This window comes from Rothia sp. P4278 (assembly GCF_048512945.1).
GTDB lineage: Bacteria > Actinomycetota > Actinomycetes > Actinomycetales > Micrococcaceae > Rothia.
On the sequence record NZ_JBLXXU010000002.1, the window covers coordinates 548,355 to 569,161 of the forward strand.

General features: G+C 54.9%; 21 protein-coding genes and 3 tRNA genes. 8 read left to right on the plus strand and 16 right to left on the minus strand.

Going from position 1 to position 20,807, the window contains the following annotated elements:
* Positions 1-8 precede the first annotated feature (8 nt).
* From ACN085_RS06575 to ACN085_RS06590, 4 genes are read right to left on the minus strand one after another with little or no spacing between them, the layout of a single operon-like run.
* On the minus strand, positions 9-944 hold the full coding sequence (locus tag ACN085_RS06575; protein ID WP_419110979.1) for an ABC transporter substrate-binding protein: 936 nt from the start codon (positions 942-944) through the stop codon (positions 9-11).
* Positions 945-947: 3 nt separating this feature from the next.
* Positions 948-1,604, minus strand: coding sequence for an ABC transporter permease (locus ACN085_RS06580; protein WP_419098956.1), 657 nt, complete (start codon positions 1,602-1,604; stop codon positions 948-950).
* Entirely contained in the window at positions 1,601-2,275 is a 675-nt protein-coding gene (locus tag ACN085_RS06585; protein WP_419098955.1) for an ABC transporter permease, read from the minus strand. The genes ACN085_RS06580 and ACN085_RS06585 overlap by 4 nt, the downstream gene beginning before the upstream one ends.
* Positions 2,272-3,384, minus strand: coding sequence for an ABC transporter ATP-binding protein (locus tag ACN085_RS06590; protein ID WP_419110980.1), 1,113 nt, complete (start codon positions 3,382-3,384; stop codon positions 2,272-2,274). The genes ACN085_RS06585 and ACN085_RS06590 overlap by 4 nt, the downstream gene beginning before the upstream one ends.
* A 229-nt stretch (positions 3,385-3,613) precedes the next feature.
* Here ACN085_RS06590 and ACN085_RS06595 point away from each other — a divergent pair, with 229 nt between their 5' ends.
* Together ACN085_RS06595 and ACN085_RS06600 are read left to right on the plus strand one after the other, a co-directional pair.
* The gene (locus ACN085_RS06595; protein ID WP_419110981.1) at positions 3,614-4,384 is read left to right on the plus strand and encodes a nuclear transport factor 2 family protein; all 771 of its coding nucleotides are present in this window, start codon (positions 3,614-3,616) and stop codon (positions 4,382-4,384) included.
* 200 nt (positions 4,385-4,584) lie between these two features.
* A complete protein-coding gene (locus tag ACN085_RS06600; RefSeq protein ID WP_419104121.1) occupies positions 4,585-5,388 on the plus strand; it encodes an exodeoxyribonuclease III in 804 nt (267 codons plus the stop codon).
* Positions 5,389-5,461: 73 nt separating this feature from the next.
* Here ACN085_RS06600 and ACN085_RS06605 read toward each other — a convergent pair whose 3' ends face one another.
* The 7 genes from ACN085_RS06605 to ACN085_RS06635 all read right to left on the minus strand — a co-directional run bounded on the left by ACN085_RS06605 (position 5,462) and on the right by ACN085_RS06635 (position 8,304).
* Complete coding sequence (locus ACN085_RS06605) at positions 5,462-6,025, minus strand: hypothetical protein (protein WP_419110982.1); 564 nt, start codon at positions 6,023-6,025, stop codon at positions 5,462-5,464.
* Positions 6,012-6,134 carry a hypothetical protein gene (locus ACN085_RS06610; protein ID WP_419110983.1) on the minus strand — a complete coding sequence of 41 codons (123 nt, stop codon included), beginning with the start codon at positions 6,132-6,134 and terminating at the stop codon, positions 6,012-6,014. The genes ACN085_RS06605 and ACN085_RS06610 overlap by 14 nt, the downstream gene beginning before the upstream one ends.
* A 4-nt stretch (positions 6,135-6,138) precedes the next feature.
* Entirely contained in the window at positions 6,139-6,369 is a 231-nt protein-coding gene (locus ACN085_RS06615) for a helix-turn-helix domain-containing protein (protein WP_419104119.1), read from the minus strand.
* A gap of 220 nt (positions 6,370-6,589) precedes the next feature.
* Positions 6,590-6,662 (minus strand) — tRNA-Phe (locus ACN085_RS06620).
* Between the two features lie 62 nt (positions 6,663-6,724).
* Positions 6,725-6,798 (minus strand) — tRNA-Asp (locus ACN085_RS06625).
* Positions 6,799-6,848: 50 nt separating this feature from the next.
* Positions 6,849-6,921: transfer RNA gene (locus ACN085_RS06630), tRNA-Glu, on the minus strand.
* A gap of 372 nt (positions 6,922-7,293) precedes the next feature.
* Complete coding sequence (locus tag ACN085_RS06635; RefSeq protein ID WP_419098949.1) at positions 7,294-8,304, minus strand: universal stress protein; 1,011 nt, start codon at positions 8,302-8,304, stop codon at positions 7,294-7,296.
* Between the two features lie 258 nt (positions 8,305-8,562).
* On the opposite strand from ACN085_RS06635, the gene ACN085_RS06640 reads away from it, so the two are divergent.
* Positions 8,563-9,906 (plus strand): D-arabinono-1,4-lactone oxidase, encoded by a 1,344-nt coding sequence (locus ACN085_RS06640; RefSeq protein WP_419110984.1) that lies wholly within the window; start codon positions 8,563-8,565, stop codon positions 9,904-9,906.
* Positions 9,907-9,917: 11 nt separating this feature from the next.
* Here the strand turns inward: ACN085_RS06640 and ACN085_RS06645 are convergent, their stop codons facing one another.
* The 3 genes from ACN085_RS06645 to ACN085_RS06655 all read right to left on the minus strand — a co-directional run bounded on the left by ACN085_RS06645 (position 9,918) and on the right by ACN085_RS06655 (position 13,511).
* A complete protein-coding gene (locus ACN085_RS06645) occupies positions 9,918-10,622 on the minus strand; it encodes a potassium channel family protein (protein ID WP_419098947.1) in 705 nt (234 codons plus the stop codon).
* A complete protein-coding gene (locus ACN085_RS06650; RefSeq protein WP_419110985.1) occupies positions 10,615-11,952 on the minus strand; it encodes a TrkH family potassium uptake protein in 1,338 nt (445 codons plus the stop codon). The genes ACN085_RS06645 and ACN085_RS06650 overlap by 8 nt, the downstream gene beginning before the upstream one ends.
* Positions 11,953-12,107: 155 nt before the next feature.
* Entirely contained in the window at positions 12,108-13,511 is a 1,404-nt protein-coding gene (locus tag ACN085_RS06655) for an FAD-dependent oxidoreductase (protein WP_419110986.1), read from the minus strand.
* A gap of 372 nt (positions 13,512-13,883) precedes the next feature.
* On the opposite strand from ACN085_RS06655, the gene ACN085_RS06660 reads away from it, so the two are divergent.
* The 5 genes from ACN085_RS06660 to ACN085_RS06680 all read left to right on the plus strand — a co-directional run bounded on the left by ACN085_RS06660 (position 13,884) and on the right by ACN085_RS06680 (position 17,872).
* On the plus strand, positions 13,884-14,228 hold the full coding sequence (locus ACN085_RS06660) for a hypothetical protein (protein ID WP_419110987.1): 345 nt from the start codon (positions 13,884-13,886) through the stop codon (positions 14,226-14,228).
* Positions 14,229-14,481: 253 nt separating this feature from the next.
* Positions 14,482-15,714, plus strand: a complete 1,233-nt coding sequence (locus ACN085_RS06665; RefSeq protein WP_419110988.1) for a hypothetical protein — start codon at positions 14,482-14,484, stop codon at positions 15,712-15,714.
* 138 nt (positions 15,715-15,852) lie between these two features.
* Positions 15,853-16,029: a hypothetical protein gene (locus tag ACN085_RS06670; RefSeq protein WP_419110989.1), complete on the plus strand. Its 177-nt coding sequence runs from the start codon at positions 15,853-15,855 to the stop codon at positions 16,027-16,029.
* 22 nt (positions 16,030-16,051) lie between these two features.
* Complete coding sequence (locus ACN085_RS06675) at positions 16,052-17,209, plus strand: sensor histidine kinase (RefSeq protein WP_419110990.1); 1,158 nt, start codon at positions 16,052-16,054, stop codon at positions 17,207-17,209.
* Between the two features lie 12 nt (positions 17,210-17,221).
* Positions 17,222-17,872, plus strand: a complete 651-nt coding sequence (locus tag ACN085_RS06680; RefSeq protein WP_419110991.1) for a response regulator transcription factor — start codon at positions 17,222-17,224, stop codon at positions 17,870-17,872.
* A 10-nt stretch (positions 17,873-17,882) separates the two neighbouring features.
* Here ACN085_RS06680 and ACN085_RS06685 read toward each other — a convergent pair whose 3' ends face one another.
* Complete coding sequence (locus ACN085_RS06685) at positions 17,883-19,034, minus strand: putative glycoside hydrolase (RefSeq protein WP_419110992.1); 1,152 nt, start codon at positions 19,032-19,034, stop codon at positions 17,883-17,885.
* 8 nt (positions 19,035-19,042) lie between these two features.
* Positions 19,043-20,749 carry a GT4 family glycosyltransferase PelF gene (gene pelF / locus ACN085_RS06690; RefSeq protein WP_419110993.1) on the minus strand — a complete coding sequence of 569 codons (1,707 nt, stop codon included), beginning with the start codon at positions 20,747-20,749 and terminating at the stop codon, positions 19,043-19,045.
* Positions 20,750-20,807: the final 58 nt, after the last annotated feature.

Sequence of the window (20,807 nt, forward strand, 5' to 3'; positions counted from 1 at the left end):
CTACGGCGCTATTTCTTGGCCGGGAAGTTGGCCTTCACCCAGTCGCTGGCAGCGACCTGGGGGGATGCCTTCTCTTCACCCGAAACCCTGGTGTTGAGCTCAATCAGGGCTTGGGTAGTGATGAGAGCCGATACTTCATCAAGCACCTTGGCCGCCGCGACCGACAGCGTAGCGGCATGTGCCACCGGTAGAACCTGCTGGGGCAGAATCAGATTGAGGGGGTCTGCGAGCACCACAAACCCGTTGGCTTTAATAGCCGGGTCGGTGGAATAGAGGTTGACCATATCAACTGTCCCATCTGCCAGGGCGGCCACGGTCAGCGGACCAGCACCATCGTTGATGGGTTCGAAGGAAGAGGGAGTAAAACCGTACTTTTCTTTCAATCCGGGCAAGCCATAGGTGCGCTCGGCAAATTCAGGCGGTGCCCCCAGAGCCAGCTTACCGCTGAAACCCGCTAAATCTTCCAGACTGTTCAGCCCGCGTTCCTGCGCGGTCTGTGCTGTGACAACCAGGGAGTCCTTGTTCTGGGCCGGGGCCGCCGAGAGAACCGCCAGTTCATGGGGTAGGGCCTGGGGCAGGGCCTCGAGAACTTCCTGTGCTGTTTGTGCCTTAGCCTGCGCGTCAAAGTAGAGAAGCAAGTTCCCCGAATAGTCGGGTACCACGGTCACGGTGCCCTCAGCCAGCGCCCCAAGGTAGGCCTCGCGGGCACCGATAGCAGGCGCTGTTTGGGCCTCAAAGCCACGAGTGTTCAGAGCCGCCGCATAGATTTCAGCAATAATCTGAGACTCCGTGAAATCAGCCGAACCAACTGTGATGGTGCCTGCCTGAGCCCCGCTACCAAAGGCGCTAGAACCGTCCAGGCCGCAGGCGCTCAGACCCAGAGTACCGGCGGTCAGGCCTAGCCCGGTGAAGAAAGAACGGCGGGAGAAAGAGAATGAAGTCATGTTTTACCTTAATCCGGGATAGGTCAGTAGGCGCTGAATCAAAGCCAGCAGGGCATCGACAACAAGAGCGAGCGCTGCCACCAGAATGACGGCGGCAACCATGCGGGCGTAGTCGCGGACGGCTAGGCCATCAATGAGGTAGCGGCCCAGGCCACCCAGGTTGATGTAGGCGACCACGGTGACCGTAGCAATAACTTGGAGGGCAGCGTTGCGGATGCCACCAAAAATCAGTGGTAGGGCGATGGGTAGTTCTACCCGGGTCAGAACCTGCCAGGCGGTCATGCCCTGAGCGCGGGCGGCATCAATGGTGATGGGGTCTACGGCGGAGATACCGGCATAGGTGCCAGCAAGTAAGGGCGCGATAGCCAGGATGATGAGGGCTAGGGCTGGGGCGGTGAAGCCCAAGCCCAGCCAGAGGGCGAAGAGGGTGAGCAGACCCAGGGTGGGCAGGGCCCGGAGCGCTCCAGTAGAAGCAACCACCAGGTTCTCACCTTTACCGGTATGCCCGACCCAGGCTCCTAGGGGTAGGGCGATAGCGGCCGCTATCAGCAGGACGACTAGCGAGTATCCTAGGTGTTCAGCCAGGCGTTGCCAGATACCTCCGGCGCCGGACCAGGCTCCGGGGGCGGTGAACCAGTGCCCTACTTGTTCGAAAATCATGCCTTCCTCCAGTGGGTCAGGCCGTTACCGGCGAGGGCAAGGGCTCGGTCCAGAATCAGGGCGAGCACTACTGTCAGTAAAATTCCGGTGATAATTTCTGCGGGTAGGTCACGGCGGAGTCCGTCGGTGAAGAGGGTGCCTAATGACTGGATACCAATGACAGCACCTACCGAGACCATAGAGATATTGGCGACCAGGGCGACCCTTAGGCCTGCAATCATGACCGGCAGGGCCAGGGGGAACTCCACCTTGAGAAACCGCCTGGCAGGGGTGTAGCCCAGCGCGGTGGCGGCTTCGAGGGTAACGGGTGAGACAGATTCAAAGGCGTCTACAGCACTTCTGACCATCATGGCAAGTACGTAGATGGTCAGAGCAACATAGACATTTACGGGGGAAGTGATGGAGGTACCCAGTACCAGGGGCATGAGCACAAATAATGCCAGAGAGGGGATGGTATACAGCAGGGCTGAGCCGTTGATGACTAGGCCCCGGCGTAGCTTACCTACTGGGGTGTACCCTTCGGTGGAGCGCCCGTCTTTACGGCGGCTGAGTGCTAGGCGGGCTAGGGGTAGTGATAGGAGGAACCCGAAAATCAGTGGAATAAGTGCCTGGAGCAGGTGCAGGAGGGTGAGCCGGCTTAGATAGCCCAGGTTATCGAGGGCCCAGCTCATGCGCTGTCCCCCTTGCCCTTAATCCCGTAACGCTGGATTCGCTCCTGCCGGGTTGCGTGGAGAACGTCTTCTGCTTTGAGTAGGCCTAGTAGATGACCAGTTTGGTCTACAGCTACGCCCCAGCCTGAGGGAGAAGAGAGTGCCGAGTCTAGAGCATCGCGCAGGCTACCGCCCTGTATAAAGAGTGAGCCCCCGGGGAAGCATTTTCCTGCGGCCTCCCAGCCGTCTGGTTTGCCGTCGGTGACGCGTAGCTTCCAGCTCTCTGCGGTGACCTCGGGTGAGGTCAGTGGGTAGAGAGTGAGGCCGTCTGCTTGGGCAAAGGTGAGCCGTCTGGTTCCTCTGTCTCGCCCCACAAATGATGCCACGTAGTCATTGGCAGGTACGCGCAGGATTTCTTCGGGGGTGCCGAACTGGGCTATGTGGCCGCTTTGGGCAAAAACAGCTACATAGTCGCCCAGCAGGATTGCTTCGTCAATGTCGTGGGTGACAAAGACGATGGTTAGGTTGAGCTCCTTTTGTAAAGCAAGCAGGTTCTCTTGGAGTTCGGCTCGTACGACGGGGTCGATAGCGCTAAAGGGCTCGTCCATGAGCAGGATGGATGAGTTGCCTGCTAGGGCACGGGCTACGCCTACCCGCTGGGCCTGCCCGCCTGAAAGCTGGGCGGGGTATTTTTTAGCCAGTGAGGGGTCAAGGCCAACGGTTTCAAGTAGAGCCAGTGCTTTTTCTCTGGCTTGACGGGCGGGAGTTCCCTTGAGCCGGGGTACGGTGGCGATATTATCGACAACGGTCTGGTGGGGCATGAGCCCAGCCTGCTGTAAAACATAGCCAATCGAGCGGCGTAGCTGGTGCTCGGGTTGGTCGGTATTGGGCTGGCCGTTAACCAGGATCTGTCCGCTGGTGTGCTCAACCATGCGGTTGATCATGCGCAGGGAGGTTGTTTTACCGCAGCCGGAGGGGCCAACGAAGACGGTTATTTTCCCCTGGGGTATGGACAGGTTAAGGTTGTCTACTACCGCCGTGTTTCCGTATTTTTTAGTGACCGATATGAATTCAATTGCGGGTGTCCCTACCATGTATGCTCTCTCTGCAGCGGGTATTTCCTGAGCCATAGCCTAGCTCTCAAAGGGGAATCAGTCTAGCATTAAAGTTATTTTGCGCAATACCGGATATATCTCCGCGGCGACGAATCGAAATATAGAAAGGTTTCATTTATTGATCTAGGATATATATGATAAAATAATTCATACAATTTCTTTTAAATTTTACGCAGTGCACAAAAAATATTTTCGCCATAAATTTTATTCATCCACCAACCGTCAGCATCACTCAAGGGAAAAAATGACTCAAAAATTAGATAATGCAAGAAAAATTTATATAGAAGGCATTCGAGATGGTGATACCAATGCGGTTCACCGTTACACAGGCTCACGCTATGTTCAGCATAGCACCGGCGTAAAGGATGGACAGAAAGGCTTCATTGAATTTTTCCAGAATTTCTTAGAACGCTCAAAGCAACGAGATATTCGGATTGTTCGGGCATTCGAAGACGGTAACTACGTATTTGTTCATGTTTACCAAAACATCAATAACGGTGAATCTCAATGGGTTACCACGGACATGTTCGATACAGATGAAAATGATAAGCTAGTTGAACACTGGGACGTCATCTCCGCCTACAAGGCACCAGAAGAAACCGCATCCGGGAACGACCCTGTGCTTGGAGACTTCCATATTTGCGACCTGGATAAAACTGAAGAGAACAAGTCTATTGTCCGTAAGTTTATTACCGATATCTTTCAAAACAAGAATTATGAACACATACGAAAATACATCTCTGAAGATAATTATATTCAGCACAATCCGAGCATGCCAAACGGGGTTGATGCGCTAGAAAAACTGCTAACCACACAAAAAGTTGACTACAACTTTGTATTCAAAATAATAGGCCAGGGAAACCATGTAGTTACGTACTCAAAAGTTACAATTAATGATGAAGAGCTAGCTGTTTTTGATATCTTTAGACTCGAAAAAGGGAGAATCGTTGAGCATTGGGATAACATGGAGAAAATCCCCGCACACAAGGATCTGGTCAATTCAGGGAAGTTCTAAATTTTAAATCTTACACGCACAGAGGCATCGGGCCACATGCAAAGCGCACCCTGTAAATAGTTATCCTCTGAATTATTTGTACGGGTTGCCAGTTAGCGGGAGGCTGAACAAAAAATTCAGCATACAATTTGCTACCGCCTGCCTGCTGATTACTCTCCATCTTGACGCTTCCGTTTGAAGTTCCTGTTAGCCTTAAACTCATGAAGATTGCCACCTGGAATGTGAACTCGATTCGTGCCCGCGCTGACCGTGTAGAGGAGTGGTTAGAGCGTAGCGACGTGGATGTGCTCGCCCTTCAAGAGACCAAGGCTACCGATGAGAATTTCCCTTTTGAGATTTTTGAGTATTCGGGCTACGAGGTAGCTCATTTTGGGCTTTCGCAGTGGAACGGTGTGGCGCTTGCCTCGCGTGTAGGGCTTGAAGATATTCAGCGCACCTTTGCAGGTCAGCCTGCTTTTGGTAAGCCGGGGCAGGAACCCCAGGTGGAGGCCCGCGCTTTGGGTGCTACCTGCGGTGGGGTTCGGGTGTGGAGCCTGTATGTGCCCAATGGGCGGGGTGTGGACGACCCGCATATGGCCTATAAGTTGGAGTGGCTGGGTCAGCTCCGGCAGGAGGCGCTGGGCTGGTTGGAGCAGGACCCGGGCGCCCAGTTTGCCCTGGTAGGTGACTTTAACATTGCCCCGCACGATGAGGATGTGTGGGATATTGATTTCTTCCGCCAGAATCAGATGACCCATGTGACGGAGCCGGAGCGTGCGGCCTTCCAAGCCTTTTTGGATCAGCCTTTGGGTCTGGTCGATGTGGCCCGGCCTCATACCTCTGTGCCTTATACCTACTGGGATTATACTCAGCTGCGTTTCCCTAAGAATGAGGGTATGCGGATTGATTTTCAGCTCTATTCCCCTGCACTGGCGGCCCGTGTGGTGGGTGCGGAGATTGACCGCCAGGAGCGTAAGGGTAAGGGCGCTTCGGACCATGCCCCGGTGGTAGTGGAGATTAACTAGAAACAGGAGCACCCCGCCAACCCGGGAGATATGCTAGCGCTACGGGGCCGGTGGGGTGCTCTTCTTTTAATTCTTAGATGGTGGCGTCTACGTCCTCTTGGAGTTTGAGGCTACGCCCCAGGGCACCTTCCATAAATCCGGCTATCAGAAAAAAGACTAAACCGCACAAGATAGGCCAGTTGAGCCCGCTACCGTTGATGGTAATCCTGTCGTAGCCTACGTAGTAGTTCTCTACGCTCCAGCGAACGACATCGTGGACAAGAAAATAGGCAATTCCCCACCACAGCACCATCATACGGAGCTGGTAGAAGTAGCGCACTGACTTCTGAGTAAATTGTGCAGCTACGTTAAAGTTGGCCGATACTCGGGCCATCTGGAGAGCAAAAATGCTTACCCCCAGGGAGGGTAGGGCGTGGTCCACCCAAGCAAAAACTTTGACAAAGAGCGGTAATGATGCTGTGTCCAGGGTTGTTATCTGTCCCGGTGCCGACTCATAGGTCACCCACAGGGCTTCCTGTGAGGGATAGGGCCAGTAGAGGGCCATAGTCACTGGGAAAATAAAGGCCAGAAGGATAAAGCCCAGTAGCGGTAGGCTGAATGATTCTTGGAAGCTGTTGGCTGTTTTAGATGGTTGCATCGGAGTCCTCCTGGAGAGTGAGACCGCGGCGCAGGGCGCCTTCTATAAAGAAGAGAGTTGCCACAAAGAGTAGGTTTGGTGGAACTCGATAGTTTTTGATTTGCCTCATAGGACTAGTTCCTTTCCTCGTCGATTGTAAAGAGGTCACCCGGGGCGCAGTCCAACACCTCGCAGAGAGCAGTCAGCGTGGAAAACCGCACCGCCCGTGCCCGGTTATTTTTAAGAATCGATAGGTTAGCCACAGAAACCCCCACCTTTTCTGAGAGTTCAACCAAGCTCATTCCTCTGTCCAAGAGCAAACAATCCAAATGGCATGTCACGCGGTGTTCTTCAAGGGGTGGCATTGCCGGCTACTCTCCTTTCCACACAGAAACATATCGTTTTTCAATATGCTTAAAGTGTGACATATCGTTTTTCGATATGCAACAGAGCAGAAAGATAGACCAAGAAGCGCAACCCCCCAGGGCACACAAAAGCGCCCCACCTTCCGCAAGGAAGATAGGGCGCTTAAAGGTTTAAAGTAAAAAATCCACTCTCACGTAGAAGCCTAGAGAGTGGATTTCGTGGCTCCGACCGGCGTCGATCCGGTGACCTTACGATTTTCAGTCGCACGCTCTACCAACTGAGCTACAGAGCCAGGCATACCTTAGATATGCCACAACCGCGCCTTCCCCACAAGTGAGAATTACGCGGTCGGAGCGACCCCGACGGGACTTGAACCCGCGACCTCCGGCGTGACAGGCCGGCGCGCTAACCAACTGCGCTACGGGGCCATAGGCTAGAACCGAAATTCTAACATGGCCGTGAAACCGAAGTTTCACAGTACCCCCAACGGGATTTGAACCCGTGTTACCGCCGTGAAAGGGCGGCGTCCTAGGCCGCTAGACGATAGGGGCTAGTTCGCTACTCGCTCCAGACCTCGTTCCCTTGGCCCGTCGCTCGAACAAGTAATACATTACGCGACTTCTAAAAGGCGCGCAAATCGAGAAACCCTCAAAACCCCTTATCGGAGCTAAAAAACCGGTGTTCTCCGACACAAAAATGAGTGAAATCAAATCCCCAAAGCACCTAAAACAACTTGTCAAAGGCATATTCTGGTATTTCCAATAGGGGGCACAAAAAATTTTCAACTTTTTTAAAAAAGACGGCAGAACAGCGCCGTCGGAGCATCTTCCCTGCGGAAAACGCTACGGCGGGAGCTGTCCTGCCTTTTCTACCTCTAGCTTACTCCCCTACCGGGGGTTCTAACCAGAAGTTAGCGACTGTTCTTAACCCCAGCTAATACCTGCGTCAGGGGCTTCCTTAATGCGAGGATCGTCAATCTCCGGAACAATCATGACCGGAACCTGAGTGTTGTGCAGGATGCCCTGGGAGGTTGAACCCAGAATCATGCCGGCGATACCGCCGCGTCCACGGGTACCTACAACGATCATGTCGGCAGCCTTACCAGCTTCAAGCAGAACCTGAACGGGCGAACCATCAATCAGCTTGAACTCAATTTCAAGCTGGGGGAAGTAGCCACGAATCCACTCGGCAGCCTTACGCTGAAGATCAGCGATTTCGCGGTAAAGTGCCTCAAAGTCAACGGCAGCGGGCACCCAATTCAGTGCACCGGTGTAGGGGGCCAGGGCATTGACCAGGGTCAGCTTGACTCCGCGGCGCGAGGCTTCGTCAGCCGCCTGCATCATAGCTAGGCGGGCTTCATCGGAGCCATCAGAGCCCACCACGATAGAACGGCCACGGCCCAGAATCTCAGGGTCGCCCTCAATCTTCTCGGCGTAAGACTGGGGCACAGCGATAGTGGGGCAGTGCGAATGAGCGGGAAGGGAGGTTGAAACGGTACCCAGCAGGCGACCCAGGAAGCCTCCGTGTGAACGTGAGCCAACCACCATCAGTTCGGCTTTCTTGGAGAGCTCAAGCAGGACAGCGGTGGCATCGCCGGTTTCTACGGTGGCACGCAGTTCTACGCTGGTGTCGCCAACGCGGGAGTGGGCCTCGTCAAGAATCTGAGCGACACCATCGGTCAGGGCCTGCTCATCGACCATGGAATAACCCGCGTCAAAGCCGGTACCGGTAAAGACGGGCAGAGAGTAGGCGGTAACCATTCGGACCGGCACCTTGCGAATTTCGGCCTCATGGACCGCCCAGCGAAGGGCACCATAGCTCTGCTCTGAGCCATCGATGCCTACAATAATCTCCCCGGAAGCCTGGGCGACTTCTGATAGGTTGTCACGGCTGGCTACTGCTTTTTCGCCGAAGGTGAGTTCGCGTTCGGTCATGGTCATCTCCTTAGATTCACGACGACCCCGCTCTGCCAGCCGGTCTACCGGTAGCCCTGCTGGGGTCCTACTTAAAGTTTAGTGGGTGCGCTCACATTTATCCCCCTATTTCACATCATGACAGGGACAGGTCGGGCAAGTTACCCGCTCCTTTCACCATTACTGATAACCGCCCCTGCAAAGACTCAGCAAACAGCTAGTAAGAGCCTGACTAATCGTGCGAAGATATGCACTAGGAAGCAAGATAAGAGGAAAACCATGGCAGATACCCCGCAAAACAGCAGTCTGGCCTGGAGCACTTGGGCCCGCCAGCACGAGGCCCAGGCCACCGGCCTGTTCCGGCCCCGTTCCATCCCCGAACTGCAGGAATGTATCGAGCATGCAGGTGCAACCGGCCAGCGCCTCAAGGTAGTAGGCCGGGGGCGCAGTTCATCCGCTATAGCCCAGCCCACCGATGCTCTACTTGAACTTGACTACCTCACAGGCCTCACGCGGGTAGACACCGAGGGCCTTACTGCCACCTTTCGCTCAGGAACCACGGTGCGCGAAGCCAATCAAATCTTGGGTTACTACAATCTTGCTTTCAGCAACCTGGGCAGGCTCGATGAGCAGACCCTGGCCGGTGCTATCTCAACGGGTTTCCACGGCACCGGTGTAGATTACGGTATCTTTGCTACCCAGGTAACCGAACTCAAACTGGTAGGGGCCTCAGGTCAGCTCATCACCTGCTCAGTACAGGAGAATCCAGAACTTTTTAAGGCAGCCCTCTGCGGTCTGGGTGCCCTGGGCATCATCGTAGAAATTACCTTCGCGGTAGTTCCCCAATTCCGCCTGCATGCGGTAGAACGCGGCCACTCCTACACCGACATTGTGCATAGCTTTACCGAACGCGCACACGGATCCGATCACTACGAGTTCAGCTGGTTCCCCGGCTCCGCTGAGGTTCGCACCCGCAGGCTCACCCGTCTGGCGCTGCTGACCGAGGGCTACATGCCTGCGAGTGCAGCGGTCAGCCAGGCCCGCCGCTACGGCGGGGACCACCTGCTCAATAACGGGATGTTCTCTGCCCTCAGCTACCTGGGCGCTAAGGCTCCTGCCCTCCAGCCTGCCCTGAACAAGGTCTCTAACTGGGGTAAGGGCAACCGACGCTACGCAGACTACTCTGCCCGCGTATTCACCGTTCACCGTACCGTGCGACACAGCACTATGGAATATGCCTTCGATATATCCCAGTTCAGCGAGCTCATGTCTGATATCCGCGCCCACTGTAAGGGAAGCCCCGTACAGAGCTCTTACCCGCTCGTCATAAGCACATCGGCCGCTGACGATATCTGGCTCTCCCCGGCTTATGGGCGTGAGACTTTCTATGTTTCCGCGCGCTCTTATTGGCGGCAACCCCAGGCTGAGCTTTTTAGCCCCCTAGAGGCTATCTTCAAGGCGCACGGGGGCCGCCCCCACTGGGGGCAGTTCCACAGCCAGAGTGCTCACGATTTAGCCGAGCTCTACCCGCACTTCAAGGACTTTGTAGAGCTGCGCGCCAAGCTGGACCCCCGGGGGATCTTCCTCAACCCCCACCTGCACAGGGTGCTCCTTGAGGGCTAGTGGTGAACCTTTTACTGCAGATAGTTCCGAGCGAACTGTTCAACGGCCTGGGGCGTCCCAGAAAAAAGGATCGTGTCGTTGGACTCAACCGGGAAATTATCGGGTAAATGGTGCCAGGTTCCTTTTGAGTCTCTGACGGCAGTAACTGCGATCCCGTGCTCCTTAAGCAGGGACCTAGTATAGATCTCTTTACCGACAAAGCCTTGTGGAGCTGCAGATAAAACCGCTACGCAGTTGCTATCAATTTGGATGTATTCTTTCAGGCTCCCCTGGAGCAGGTGGGCAACGCGTTTACCCATGTCACGTTCAGGGAAAACGACTTTTTCTACCCCTAGCTGCTGCAGAATAATACCGTGCTGATCTGAGACGGCCTTGGCCCAGATATTTTTGACCCCTTGCCGGATTAAGTAAGAAGTGACCAAAATACTGGATTCCAGGTGGTTGCCAATAGCCACAACAATTCGATCAAAATCTAAGATGTCGAGCTGCTCTAGGGCTTCTTCTTGGGTGGCATCGGCTCGCACAACGTGACTGAGCCGGCCGTTCAACTGCTGAACAACGCCGGGGTCACTATCAATACCCAGTACCTCGGCACCGTCTTCCATAAGTTCTAAGGCTACCGACTGGCCAAAACGCCCCAGACCTATGACAGCTACCGATTTACGCTCGCTGACCAGCTCTGGGCTAAAAAAGGAGAGTTTCTTCTTGCTAACCAATGATGGGCCTTTCTTTGGGGAACTCATAGTTGACGGGTTTACGGCGGTAGGCGAAGGCGGCAGCTGCGGTAACTGGACCCACCCGGCCTATGACCATAAGAACGATCAGAATAACCTTGCCGGCATCTGGCATCATGGGGGTGATCCCGGTGCTCAGGCCCACCGTAGCGAAAGCGGAGATAGCTTCAAAGGTGAGCTGGTCGCTGGTAAAATCTGTGATGAGCGCCAGGGCAAAAATACTGATAAAGACAAAAGCACAACCTAACAGGAGCACCGTGGTTGCTTCACGATGAACCGAACGTGATAGACGCTTACCGAAGATGTTTACTGCACCCTGGCCACGGATTTCCGCAAGCATCAAAAAGAAAAGCACACCGAAGGTTGTAATTTTGATGCCGCCGGCTGTTCCTGCTGGCCCTCCCCCGATGAACATCCATAGGTCAACGAACATGGTTGTTGCCGGGTGGAACTGGGCTATATCCAGGTTGCTAAAGCCTGCTGTTCGGGTAGAAACAGATTGAGCGAAGCTATTGAGAATTTTTTGGGAGGCACTCATAGGGCCTAAAGTGCCCGGGTTGTTCCATTCCAGGATAGCGAACCCAAGGGTGCCTACGCTCAAAAGCAGAAGCGTCCCATAGATAACAAGCTTGGTTCCCATACGCCACAGCCGCCTGTTAGAGCCGTAACGGCGTAGTTGCATGAGCACGGGAAACCCCAGGCCACCCAGGATAATCAGAAAGCTAATGGGTAGAAGAATGAAGGGGTCATGGTTAAAACCCATCAAGCTATCGGAGTAGAGGGCAAAGCCTGCGTTATTGAAAGCGGATACCGCGTGAAAGACTCCGTACCAGGTTGCCTGCCCTAGGGGCATATCGTAACCCCAGTGAAAGCGTAGGGTCAGGGCAAGGGCACCGCAGGCTTCAAAAAGCAGGGATGTTTTAACGATGCCAAGCACGGCTTTGCGCATGTTGAAGAGGCCGTTGCCTCGCACTTCTGCAGAGGCTCTGAGCTTGGCGCTGAATGCTAGATGCCTGCCCTGGAGTGATGCACCAATAGCCGTTGCCAGGGTCATAACCCCCAGGCCGCCCACCTGAATCAAGATCAGGATGATGACTAAACCCGTGTTTGACCAGTAGTTGGGGGTATCCACGGTTGAAAGTCCGGTCACGCAGGTTGCTGATACAGCGGTGAAAAGATTATCAATGACCCTGGTGGAAGAAGGGTCCAGGTGGGAGATAGGCAGGAGCAGGAGAACAGTGCCCATCAGGATTACAGAGAGGAAACCGTAAAAAACACTGCGCTGAGGGTTGATTCGGGAAGAACGTAGCACAAGGTTTATCTTAGGTACTGTTACCTGCTCAGGGCTGAAGTAGCCACAAAATATCCTCCGGGCGTGTCTTTGGGGCTAGACCCTCTTGATAGTGAAGGCCTAGGGGTGCCCTCTCCAGGGGCCAAGGGAACTGATTGGAGAGGGCACACCCGGTTTTACTCTGCGCGAGAGATGGCGGTCATTTCTTCGCGGTCTACCACCTTAATGCGGGCGCGAGGCTCACCGGCGGCATCGGTTGCCGCTGCACCCAGGGCCTTTTCGTGGTCGTCCAGGCGGTACCAGCCTTCCCAGGTGGTGTAGCGGATGCCCTTGCCCTTGAGGAAGTTCTCAATGTCGGCGGGGTCTGTAGCTTCTGCAGTATAAAGGTTCTCGCGGTCCTCAAGCAGGTGGGTGACGGTTTCGAGGGCGTCGGACTTGGTGGAGCCGATCAGGCCAACCGGGCCGCGCTTAATCCAGCCGGTGGCGTAGAGGCCGGGGACGGGCACATCGCTGTCGTCAATGACGCGACCCTCTCGGTTGGTGATTACGCCGCGTTCGGAGTCGTAGCCTACCTCGGGTAGTTCTGAGCCGAAGTAGCCGATGGCGCGGTAGACGGCCTGGACTGGGTAGTCGATGAACTCGCCGGTGCCGGTGACACCACCGTTGCCGTTGAGCTGGGTGCGTTCCATACGAATACCGGTGACCTTACCGTCCTCACCCAGGATCTCTGAAGGTGCCTGCAAAAAGTGCAGGTGCAGGCGGCGGGAGGCGGTGCCGGGGTTTTCCTTCTGCTCCTCTAGCCAGCCCTTGAGGGTCTTCATCATAACCTTGGTCTGGGCGTTGGTTTCCATGGCTTGGCGGGAGGCGTCATCGAACTGGAAGTCTTCTTCGTAGAGCACGATGTCTACATCTCGGGAGTGGGCTAGTTCGCGCAGTTCCAGGGGGGTGAATTTGATCTGGGCGGGGCCGCGGCGACCAAAGACGTGAACGTCGGTGACGGGTGAGGCTTTAAGGCCCTGATAGACGTTGTCGGGGATTTCGGTAACCAGCAGGTCGTCGGCGTGCTTGGAGAGCACGCGGGCAACGTCCAAAGCCACGTTGCCGTTACCGAGCACAGCGATTTCTTTGGCTTCTAGGGGCCAGGTGCGGGGGTAGTCGGGGTGACCGTCGTACCAGCAGACGAAGTCGGAGGCACCGTAGGAGCCATCCAGCTCAACACCGGGGATGTTCAGGGAGGCGTCCTTGATGGCACCGGTGGCGAAAATGATGGCGTCGTAGTGCTTGCCTAGGTCTGCCAGGGTCACGTCGGTGCCGTAGTCTACGTTGCCAAAGAAGCGGATGTCGCCGCGGTCTAGTACCTTGTGCAGGGCTTTGATAATGCCCTTGATGCGGGGGTGGTCGGGGGCTACTCCGTAGCGGATTAGGCCGAAGGGGGCCGGGTAGCGGTCGAAGATGTCGATGGCTACGGGGACATCGCCTGAGCGGACTTCTTCGGACTTGGTGAGGATGTCGGCGGCATAGATACCGGCGGGGCCTGCGCCGATGACGGCAACACGGAGGGCGCGGGGGGCTGAGGACACGGGTTTTCCTTTCGGCGCCGGTGGCTGTGGACTTGACCGGCTGAGGACGTTTTTCACAATTACCCATTAGTCTACCGCTGGGGGCTGGGTTAGGTTAACCTTATAAGCCGTCAATTCAGCTTGAGCGCTTTTCAGGAAGACATATGTACTAAAGTGTGAGCACTGAGCAACTGCCCTTGTCGAAGTTTTCAAGACACACTCCTTACTGTCCTTGCTCGCATGTGGGCAGAACATCAAGAGGGATCTGAAAAGTCAGGACTTAAGTACTATGTTTCACACAATGTATTGAATCCCACAGTCAAAGGAGTATATTCCAGATTACAGAAACTATCTCTTTTCTGTAATCCGAAAACTGCAGCACTCCCCTAGGAGATGACTCTCATGCCAGCCTTCAAGAAGAAAGCTATCGGCTTATTTGCCCTGACCGCACTTACCCTCACCTGCGTGTCGAGGATAGCACCAGCAGGGGCAGAAACCACCTTTGAGCAGAACCTTGATTATATTGTTACCTCGGTAGGGGCAGAGGCCAACGACCAGGCTATCCGCGCTGAGATGTTGGAGGGGCTTCAGGAATATGCCCAGGAGCAGGGCCTCACCCTGGAGCAAGCCGCCCAGCGGGTTGCAGATGAGTCCCGAAGCTACAGCACCAATACCTTTCCACACGAAACTGCCAGCTCCTCTCAGGCAGGGCAAGCAGACCTCAACTCAGGTGGATGAGCAAGAAAAGTAGCTATGGGTAAGGCGCGGTAGGTATAACTGCTCCCAACTGGTCTGGGCGGCTTATAAATCAACAGATCCCAACGTAGATTTAGACTCTAACGGTGGCCCCGGAGTCTACCCGGCAGATATTGCTAAATCCCACTGGACCACCTGGTACGAGACCCGCTCCTAGACTCCGCATTTCTCATCAACAGTGCGTGGGCACCTGGATTAAGGTGCCCACGCACCGCCACTTCTACAAGGTACAGCCATGAAAAAGTCATCTACCGCATCGCTAGCCGCCGCCCTCCTCCTTCTTACTGCCTGCACCCACAGCAACCAACAAATCAGCACCACCCCACCTGAAGAGCAACTAGCCAACAGCGTCATCGCCTACTCCATGTCAACCGACTACCACTCCGCCGGGGGGCTTGAGAATAACCCCGGCGGTAGCATCCTCTTCTACAACCCAGACACCAAGACCTGGACAGATGTCGCCACCGATGGCATGGAGCACTCCAGGCTCACTTACCGAGACCAGACCCTCTACTACACCGACTACCAAACCGATTACGCTCTCACCCCCAAGGGCCTCGCCACCGCTGAACACCAGGACCACCAAGCACCCCGAATTCCGCTCATGTTCGGTATCCCCCAAGACCGGGGAGGAGGCATGATTGCCCTAGCAAACCAAGGAAGCGAAGATGACGGCTCAGGCTATCTCTGGGATATTATCGTTACCCAGGGCAACAAGCGCACCGTCCACCCACTCGAACACTACATTGGCTACGCGGCCCAATGCGAAGACGGTAGCGTCTGGGGCTGGAGCAATCCCTACCTGACCTCCAATACCAGCGACTACGGCGCTGCTAACGCCCCTCAACAAATCTTGCAACTATACCCCGATTTTAAACCTGATCCTGTTGCCACCATAGAACACGAACGCCGCTACAGCACAGGAAACTCCTTAGACTGCGCCGATGGAGTTCTCTACTACATCATTGACAATTACAAACCAGAGGTGACAGACCCCTACGGGGGTGGGCCTGATGATTTTGATGGCTCTAGCCTAGTTTCCTATGACACCCGAACCGGAATATTCGATAAACGTGATATCAACGGTGACTGGGCAATTCGTAGCACAGATGAAATGTGGAACAGTGAGCTGATTTATAGACATATCTACCAGGGAGGGTTGTACTGGATCTCTGGAAGCGGCGACCTTGTACGGACTGATCTCAAAACGGCCCACAACACCAAGATACTCACGCTCCAAGGTTACGACATCGAAACTGAGTCCCCCGGTTTGATTGCATTTGAAGGCCCCTACCTCTTCCAATCTATTCCCCGCTTTGGGCGCGATACAGACTTCTACCGCTACAACCTCACCACCGGAGAAATGGAATCCCACGCCAAACTACCCGACTACAAAAACGTAGACAAAAAATACCAGTTCCCCTCGGCTATGGTGATTACCAACCTAGATAAAGCACTCAAGCTCTAGGTCTTCGCCCCGCCAAAAATTCAGAGCAACAGAAATCAAGGGAATAAGAATAAAGGTTGTACTATCACCTGCCCTCCTTGACATCAGAGCCTCCATAGAATTACCTGGTGATAGACATAACCTAAAAAGAGAGTACCTATGAAATACCTAGCTCTGGCCCTGCTCACCCTGACCAGCACCTTCACCGCCCCCACCGCAGCCTCAGCCACAGAGCCACCCGCTCAGGGGCTTCTGGTATCCAGCTCAAATGACCCAGAAGCTATCAGGTGCGACCGGGGAATTTCTAGACTCTTCCCCTGGTGCTGGAAAGCGTAAACAATTTTTCCCGCCATTACTGATGCACAGTCTTTTAGAAACCGGTAGGCACCTCCAAGAGGTTCGGCTCCCACCCAAGGCCAAAAGAGCAGCTCTCATCATTACTGTTGCTCTGCTAGCTGTCGAAATCTTCTTAGCTTTCACCGCCCCAGCGGACGAAGCTCTAGTACGTGCTTACTGCCTTCTGCTAGTTCTAGCTCTCGCTCTGAGTGTCTCAGCCCGGGCCCTGCCCACGGCCTACATCTTTGGCATCATCACTATCGCCGCCTTTACCCTCAACGACCAGGTATCCGAACTCTTTTTTCTCCTGGGTATGTTTGGTTTTCCCTTAGCAGTACTCCTGGCAAGCTCCCGGCAGGCACTAGCCCTGGCAATCTCACTCTGCATTGCTCTCTCCAATGGCTTCATGGTTGGTAGCCTGGTCTACACAATAATCGTCGCCATTTCGCTCTTCTTTATCTTCTTCGGCCTCCCTTTTAGCCTGCGCCTAGCCTGGGAACAGAAAACAGCCAGCGACCGCAAATACAAGCAACTCCAAGAACAGGTAGCAGAAGCCAACAGAGCACTGGCCCGCGAACTCCACGACACCATAGCCCGGCAGATCAGCATCATTGGGCTCAGCACCAACCAGGCACTCAGCGCCCCCACCCTGGATGCTAAAGACACCGCACTCACAACCATTCAAGAAAAAACCCATAGGGCCCTAGCCGATATGCGCCTACTCATTCAAGCAACCAGGGCAGACCACAGCATCACGGCACTCCCAGAGGTATCCCCGGTCACCATCAACCTTGAAGAATCCATCAACCAGGCCATTGCCCGCCTGACCAGCAAGGGCTTCACGGTGGATGCTCACATCGACCTAGCCAGCACAGAGATTCCCGAAGGCGTACGCCCCACCCTGCACAAGGTTATTGAAGAGATTCGCTTTAACGCCGAAAAATATGCTGCGCCCGGCAGCACTATAAAGGTGACAGCCCGCCCCAACCTCACCGGTATCACCATCGCCACCAGCAACCCCCTACCGGCTGTCACCGGCAAGAAAAAGCGTTCGCCCAGCACCGGCTACGGGCTAGTCGGGATCCAAGAACGCATCCGCCGGCTGGGCGGAACCATCAACTACGGAGTAGAGGGCCAGACCTGGCGGCTAACCATCAACCTACCCCTGGTTACTGACTAAGAAAGGCCCAGCATGAAGACAACAACCGTGGCCGTAGCCGATGACGTCCCCGAAATTCTCGAACTGCTCAGCCTCTACATCGAGAGCCAAGAAGACCTACACCTGGCAGGCACAGCCACCAGCGGGCAAGAAGCCATAGAACTGGCAACCAACACTCGCCCCCAGGTCTTCCTCATGGACCTACACATGCCCGGCCTGGACGGTATCCAAGCTACCAGCCAGATCCTTGCCACCTACCCCGACACCAAAATTATCGCCATCACCACCTTTGATAGCTACGACTACGTCCGCAAAGCCCTCCAAGCCGGGGTAGACGGCTACCTGCTCAAGAACTCCCGGCCACGAGAAATCAAACAGGCCATCACCGCAGCTATTGAGGGGCGCGCCATCATCGACCGTCGGGCGCTAGCCAGCCTGGTAATCTCCATGAATATGACAGAACCGCCCCAGGGGGACCCCTGGAGCGAACTCACAGAAACCGAACAGGGCATCGTCAAGCTAGTCTGCCTAGGTAAAACCAATCAAGAGATAGCAGAAGAACTCCACTACTCACTCTCAACCGTCAAAAATGCACTATCCCGCATTTACGACAAGATGGGCGTAGCCACCCGCACCCAGCTCCTTGTTCACGCAGGCCACCACAACTTCCCGGTCTACGGCTAGAAGCGCGCCCCTACTGCAGATCAAAACGCCGGGCAATAATCAGGCCACCATCGTCTTGGGCCTGAACCAACATACCCTGGTGCGGCGGGATAGAAATCGTACCGTTAGCATGTCCACTACCGGGAAAGTTCAGCGCAGGGCTCACCTGATCAGTAAGGTTAACCGCCGCCCAGCCCTTCTCAAAGCTACGCCCATAAATACCCAGTGCACCCTCAATGGGGCCGGTCGGTTGGCCAAGATCCCAGGCCAGCTCTTCAACCCAGGGGGTGTCATTGTGGGCATCATGGGCACCGGCAGTCACCGCCGACCACTGACCACCACCAAAAATCCAGAAAGCCGCAAGAGCCATCAGAAAGTTGGGGTGCTGCAGGTCTCCATCAGTGGAAGCCCGCAACAGGGTTAACCTTCCCTCACCCTGCGCCTGCTCCCCCTGCATGAAGTTCCGAAGGTTGGCCTGGGGGCTAGGCATCATCTGCTTAATCTGAGCCACCGAGCTATTGGCATCCAAAAACTCGTTCGGCCCCCAGCCCAAGAAGACCTCTTCAAAACCGCCGCCGTAGGCGCTATGGCGCTCCCACTTACCCTCATCCCTGCGGGACTCAGCAATGTTCGGAACCAGGATTTTGCCGCGCGAGTTCAGGGCCTGACCGGCCTCTGAGATCAGCGCGTCAAGGCCACGGTGGACTACCTCGATGCTTTCTGCGCCCTCAAGGGGGAAGTTCAAACCGTAGTAATCCCCGTAGATATCGTTATCTGCAAGAACACCATCAAAGGGGGAATCCGCAATCTCCTCCACCACGTTCTGAGTCCAACGGCTCCGGTAGGAGGCATCCCAAACTCGCATCTGGTAGTGCCCCCAGTAACCGTTCCACTCGATCTTGTCACCGTTGAGGCGACGAGCAAACCACCCCTGAGCCTCAGCTTCAGAATACGAAACACCGGAGGTGTAAGGTGCGCTCTCCTCATACCTACGAGCTGAAGATAGGCACTTATAGGCCAGTACGATGATATTAGGGTTGAGCTCTTTGAGCTGCCGTGCAGCCTCCCTCTCCCCCGGTTGGACCAAGGCCACCGCGTAATGTTGAGCTGCAAATTCAACCTGTTCGCGGGTAATTGGGTCGCCTCCGTAGCGTACCCATAATCCTCGACTGACCGTAGTCATGCCACCTCCTAGCTATTAGCCTCAATGTAATCTATGTTCTGGTCACCTTCGGCAACAACCGCGCTGGGGACACCCGCCAGCGAAGTGTGTTCTTGGCCAGGCTTATAATCCAACTTGCCCAGCTTGCGATAGATGTAGTTATAACGGTCCATCACATCGTGAAGCTGGAAGAACTGCAGTACGCGTTCACGAGCGTTGAGACATAGCTGCTCGTAGAAGTCCGGGCTATTCATAATCCGCTTGAGTGCATCTGCGAAACCTTGCGGGTCACCGGCCTGGGTAAGAATTCCGCAACGCTCAACGTGTGAGCCATCCTCAGAGACAAGAACATCATCAATCAGCTGGGACATACCACCCACATCCGAACCAATCACGGGGATTGAAGCACTCATCGCCTCCAAAGCAACGATAGGCTGGCCCTCGTTGTAGCTGGGCATGACCAGCGCATCAAAGAGACCCAGCTTTTCACGGACATTAACGGTTCCGTGGAAGGTGAAGTAGTCTTCAAGGCCGCGCTCCGCGATAGCCTCACGGCACTTCTCATAATAGGACGGAAGATGTTCGGTGGGGCCCAGGCAGTCAATGTGAAGCTTGAAGCCTTCATCACGGAGAATCGCCACCGTCTCAATCAGGTCGATCAGGCCCTTAATAGGAACCACACGGGCAATAAAGACGAACTTCCAAAGGTGGTTTGTGCCCTCTTGAATAATCGTTTCACGGGCATGGCGACGGAGTGCGTAAGCCTCATTGACATCAGAAATCAGCATGCCGTTGGGCAAGATAATAGAGCGTTCACGGATGCCATGAAGCCCCTGAGCCTCGTCAATGGCCTTGGGGTAAAGGTAGGTAATCAGATCCGCGCTGGGGTAGCAGAAACGACCCATCTGAATCCACCACAGCATCCAGGCGCGCTCTTCGGGGGTAACATCAAAAACGTCGGGATCCTGAACAGTCACGGGGAGGGACATATTCCGGTCCAAGAGAGTGTTCACGGTGTCACGGACGTAGAGGTTATGTTCCGTTAGCAGGAAGCTGCTCCCATTATCTCGTGCCCCGGCAGCACCGATGAGAGATGCGTACCCTGTGGTGTGTGCGTGGTAAACCCTAGCGTAGGGAAGACGCTCATGCAGGAGCGCATAAGCAAGAGAAAAGAAGGTACGGATTAGCCAGAAAGCATCAGAAAAGCTCATGTTATCGAGCGGGAGGCGTTCAAAGAGCACCTCCATAAATTCCTTGCTACCAAGAAGCCCCCACCCGGGAAACTCCCGGGTTTTCTCTGAGAACATGCGGTCATAGACCCGCCACAGAGGATTAACATCGGCTTCTTCTGTGAGCGCATACAGGGCATCGAAGAGTTCGTGCGAAGCCGCAATCCGCTCCTGGGCATTCAGGTCTAGCTTCTTGGCGGAATCAGAATAGGACTCCCGGTGCTCGTCGAAACTCAAGAAAATGGTCTTAACCCAGAGTACGTTCTCTGGGACCCCGTAGAGGTCCTTCATGGGGGAATCTCTGTCCCAGGCAATGTGAATGATGCCGAACGTCAGATCTGGGTTGCTGGTAATAATGTCGTGGACAACCGCCGAAACCCCACCCTTGAGATAGGGGTAGGTGGACTCCATCGTAATAGCCACATCAACATCAGGGTAGTTCGGGTCAGTGTAATGCGCGCCGGAATCAGGCTTAAGAAGTTCTTTGTAGGTGTTTTCTACAGTCATGGTGCCTATCTTCAAATGTCTAAAAGGTGCAATTTGGGGAAGAGCGATCAATAGGGGG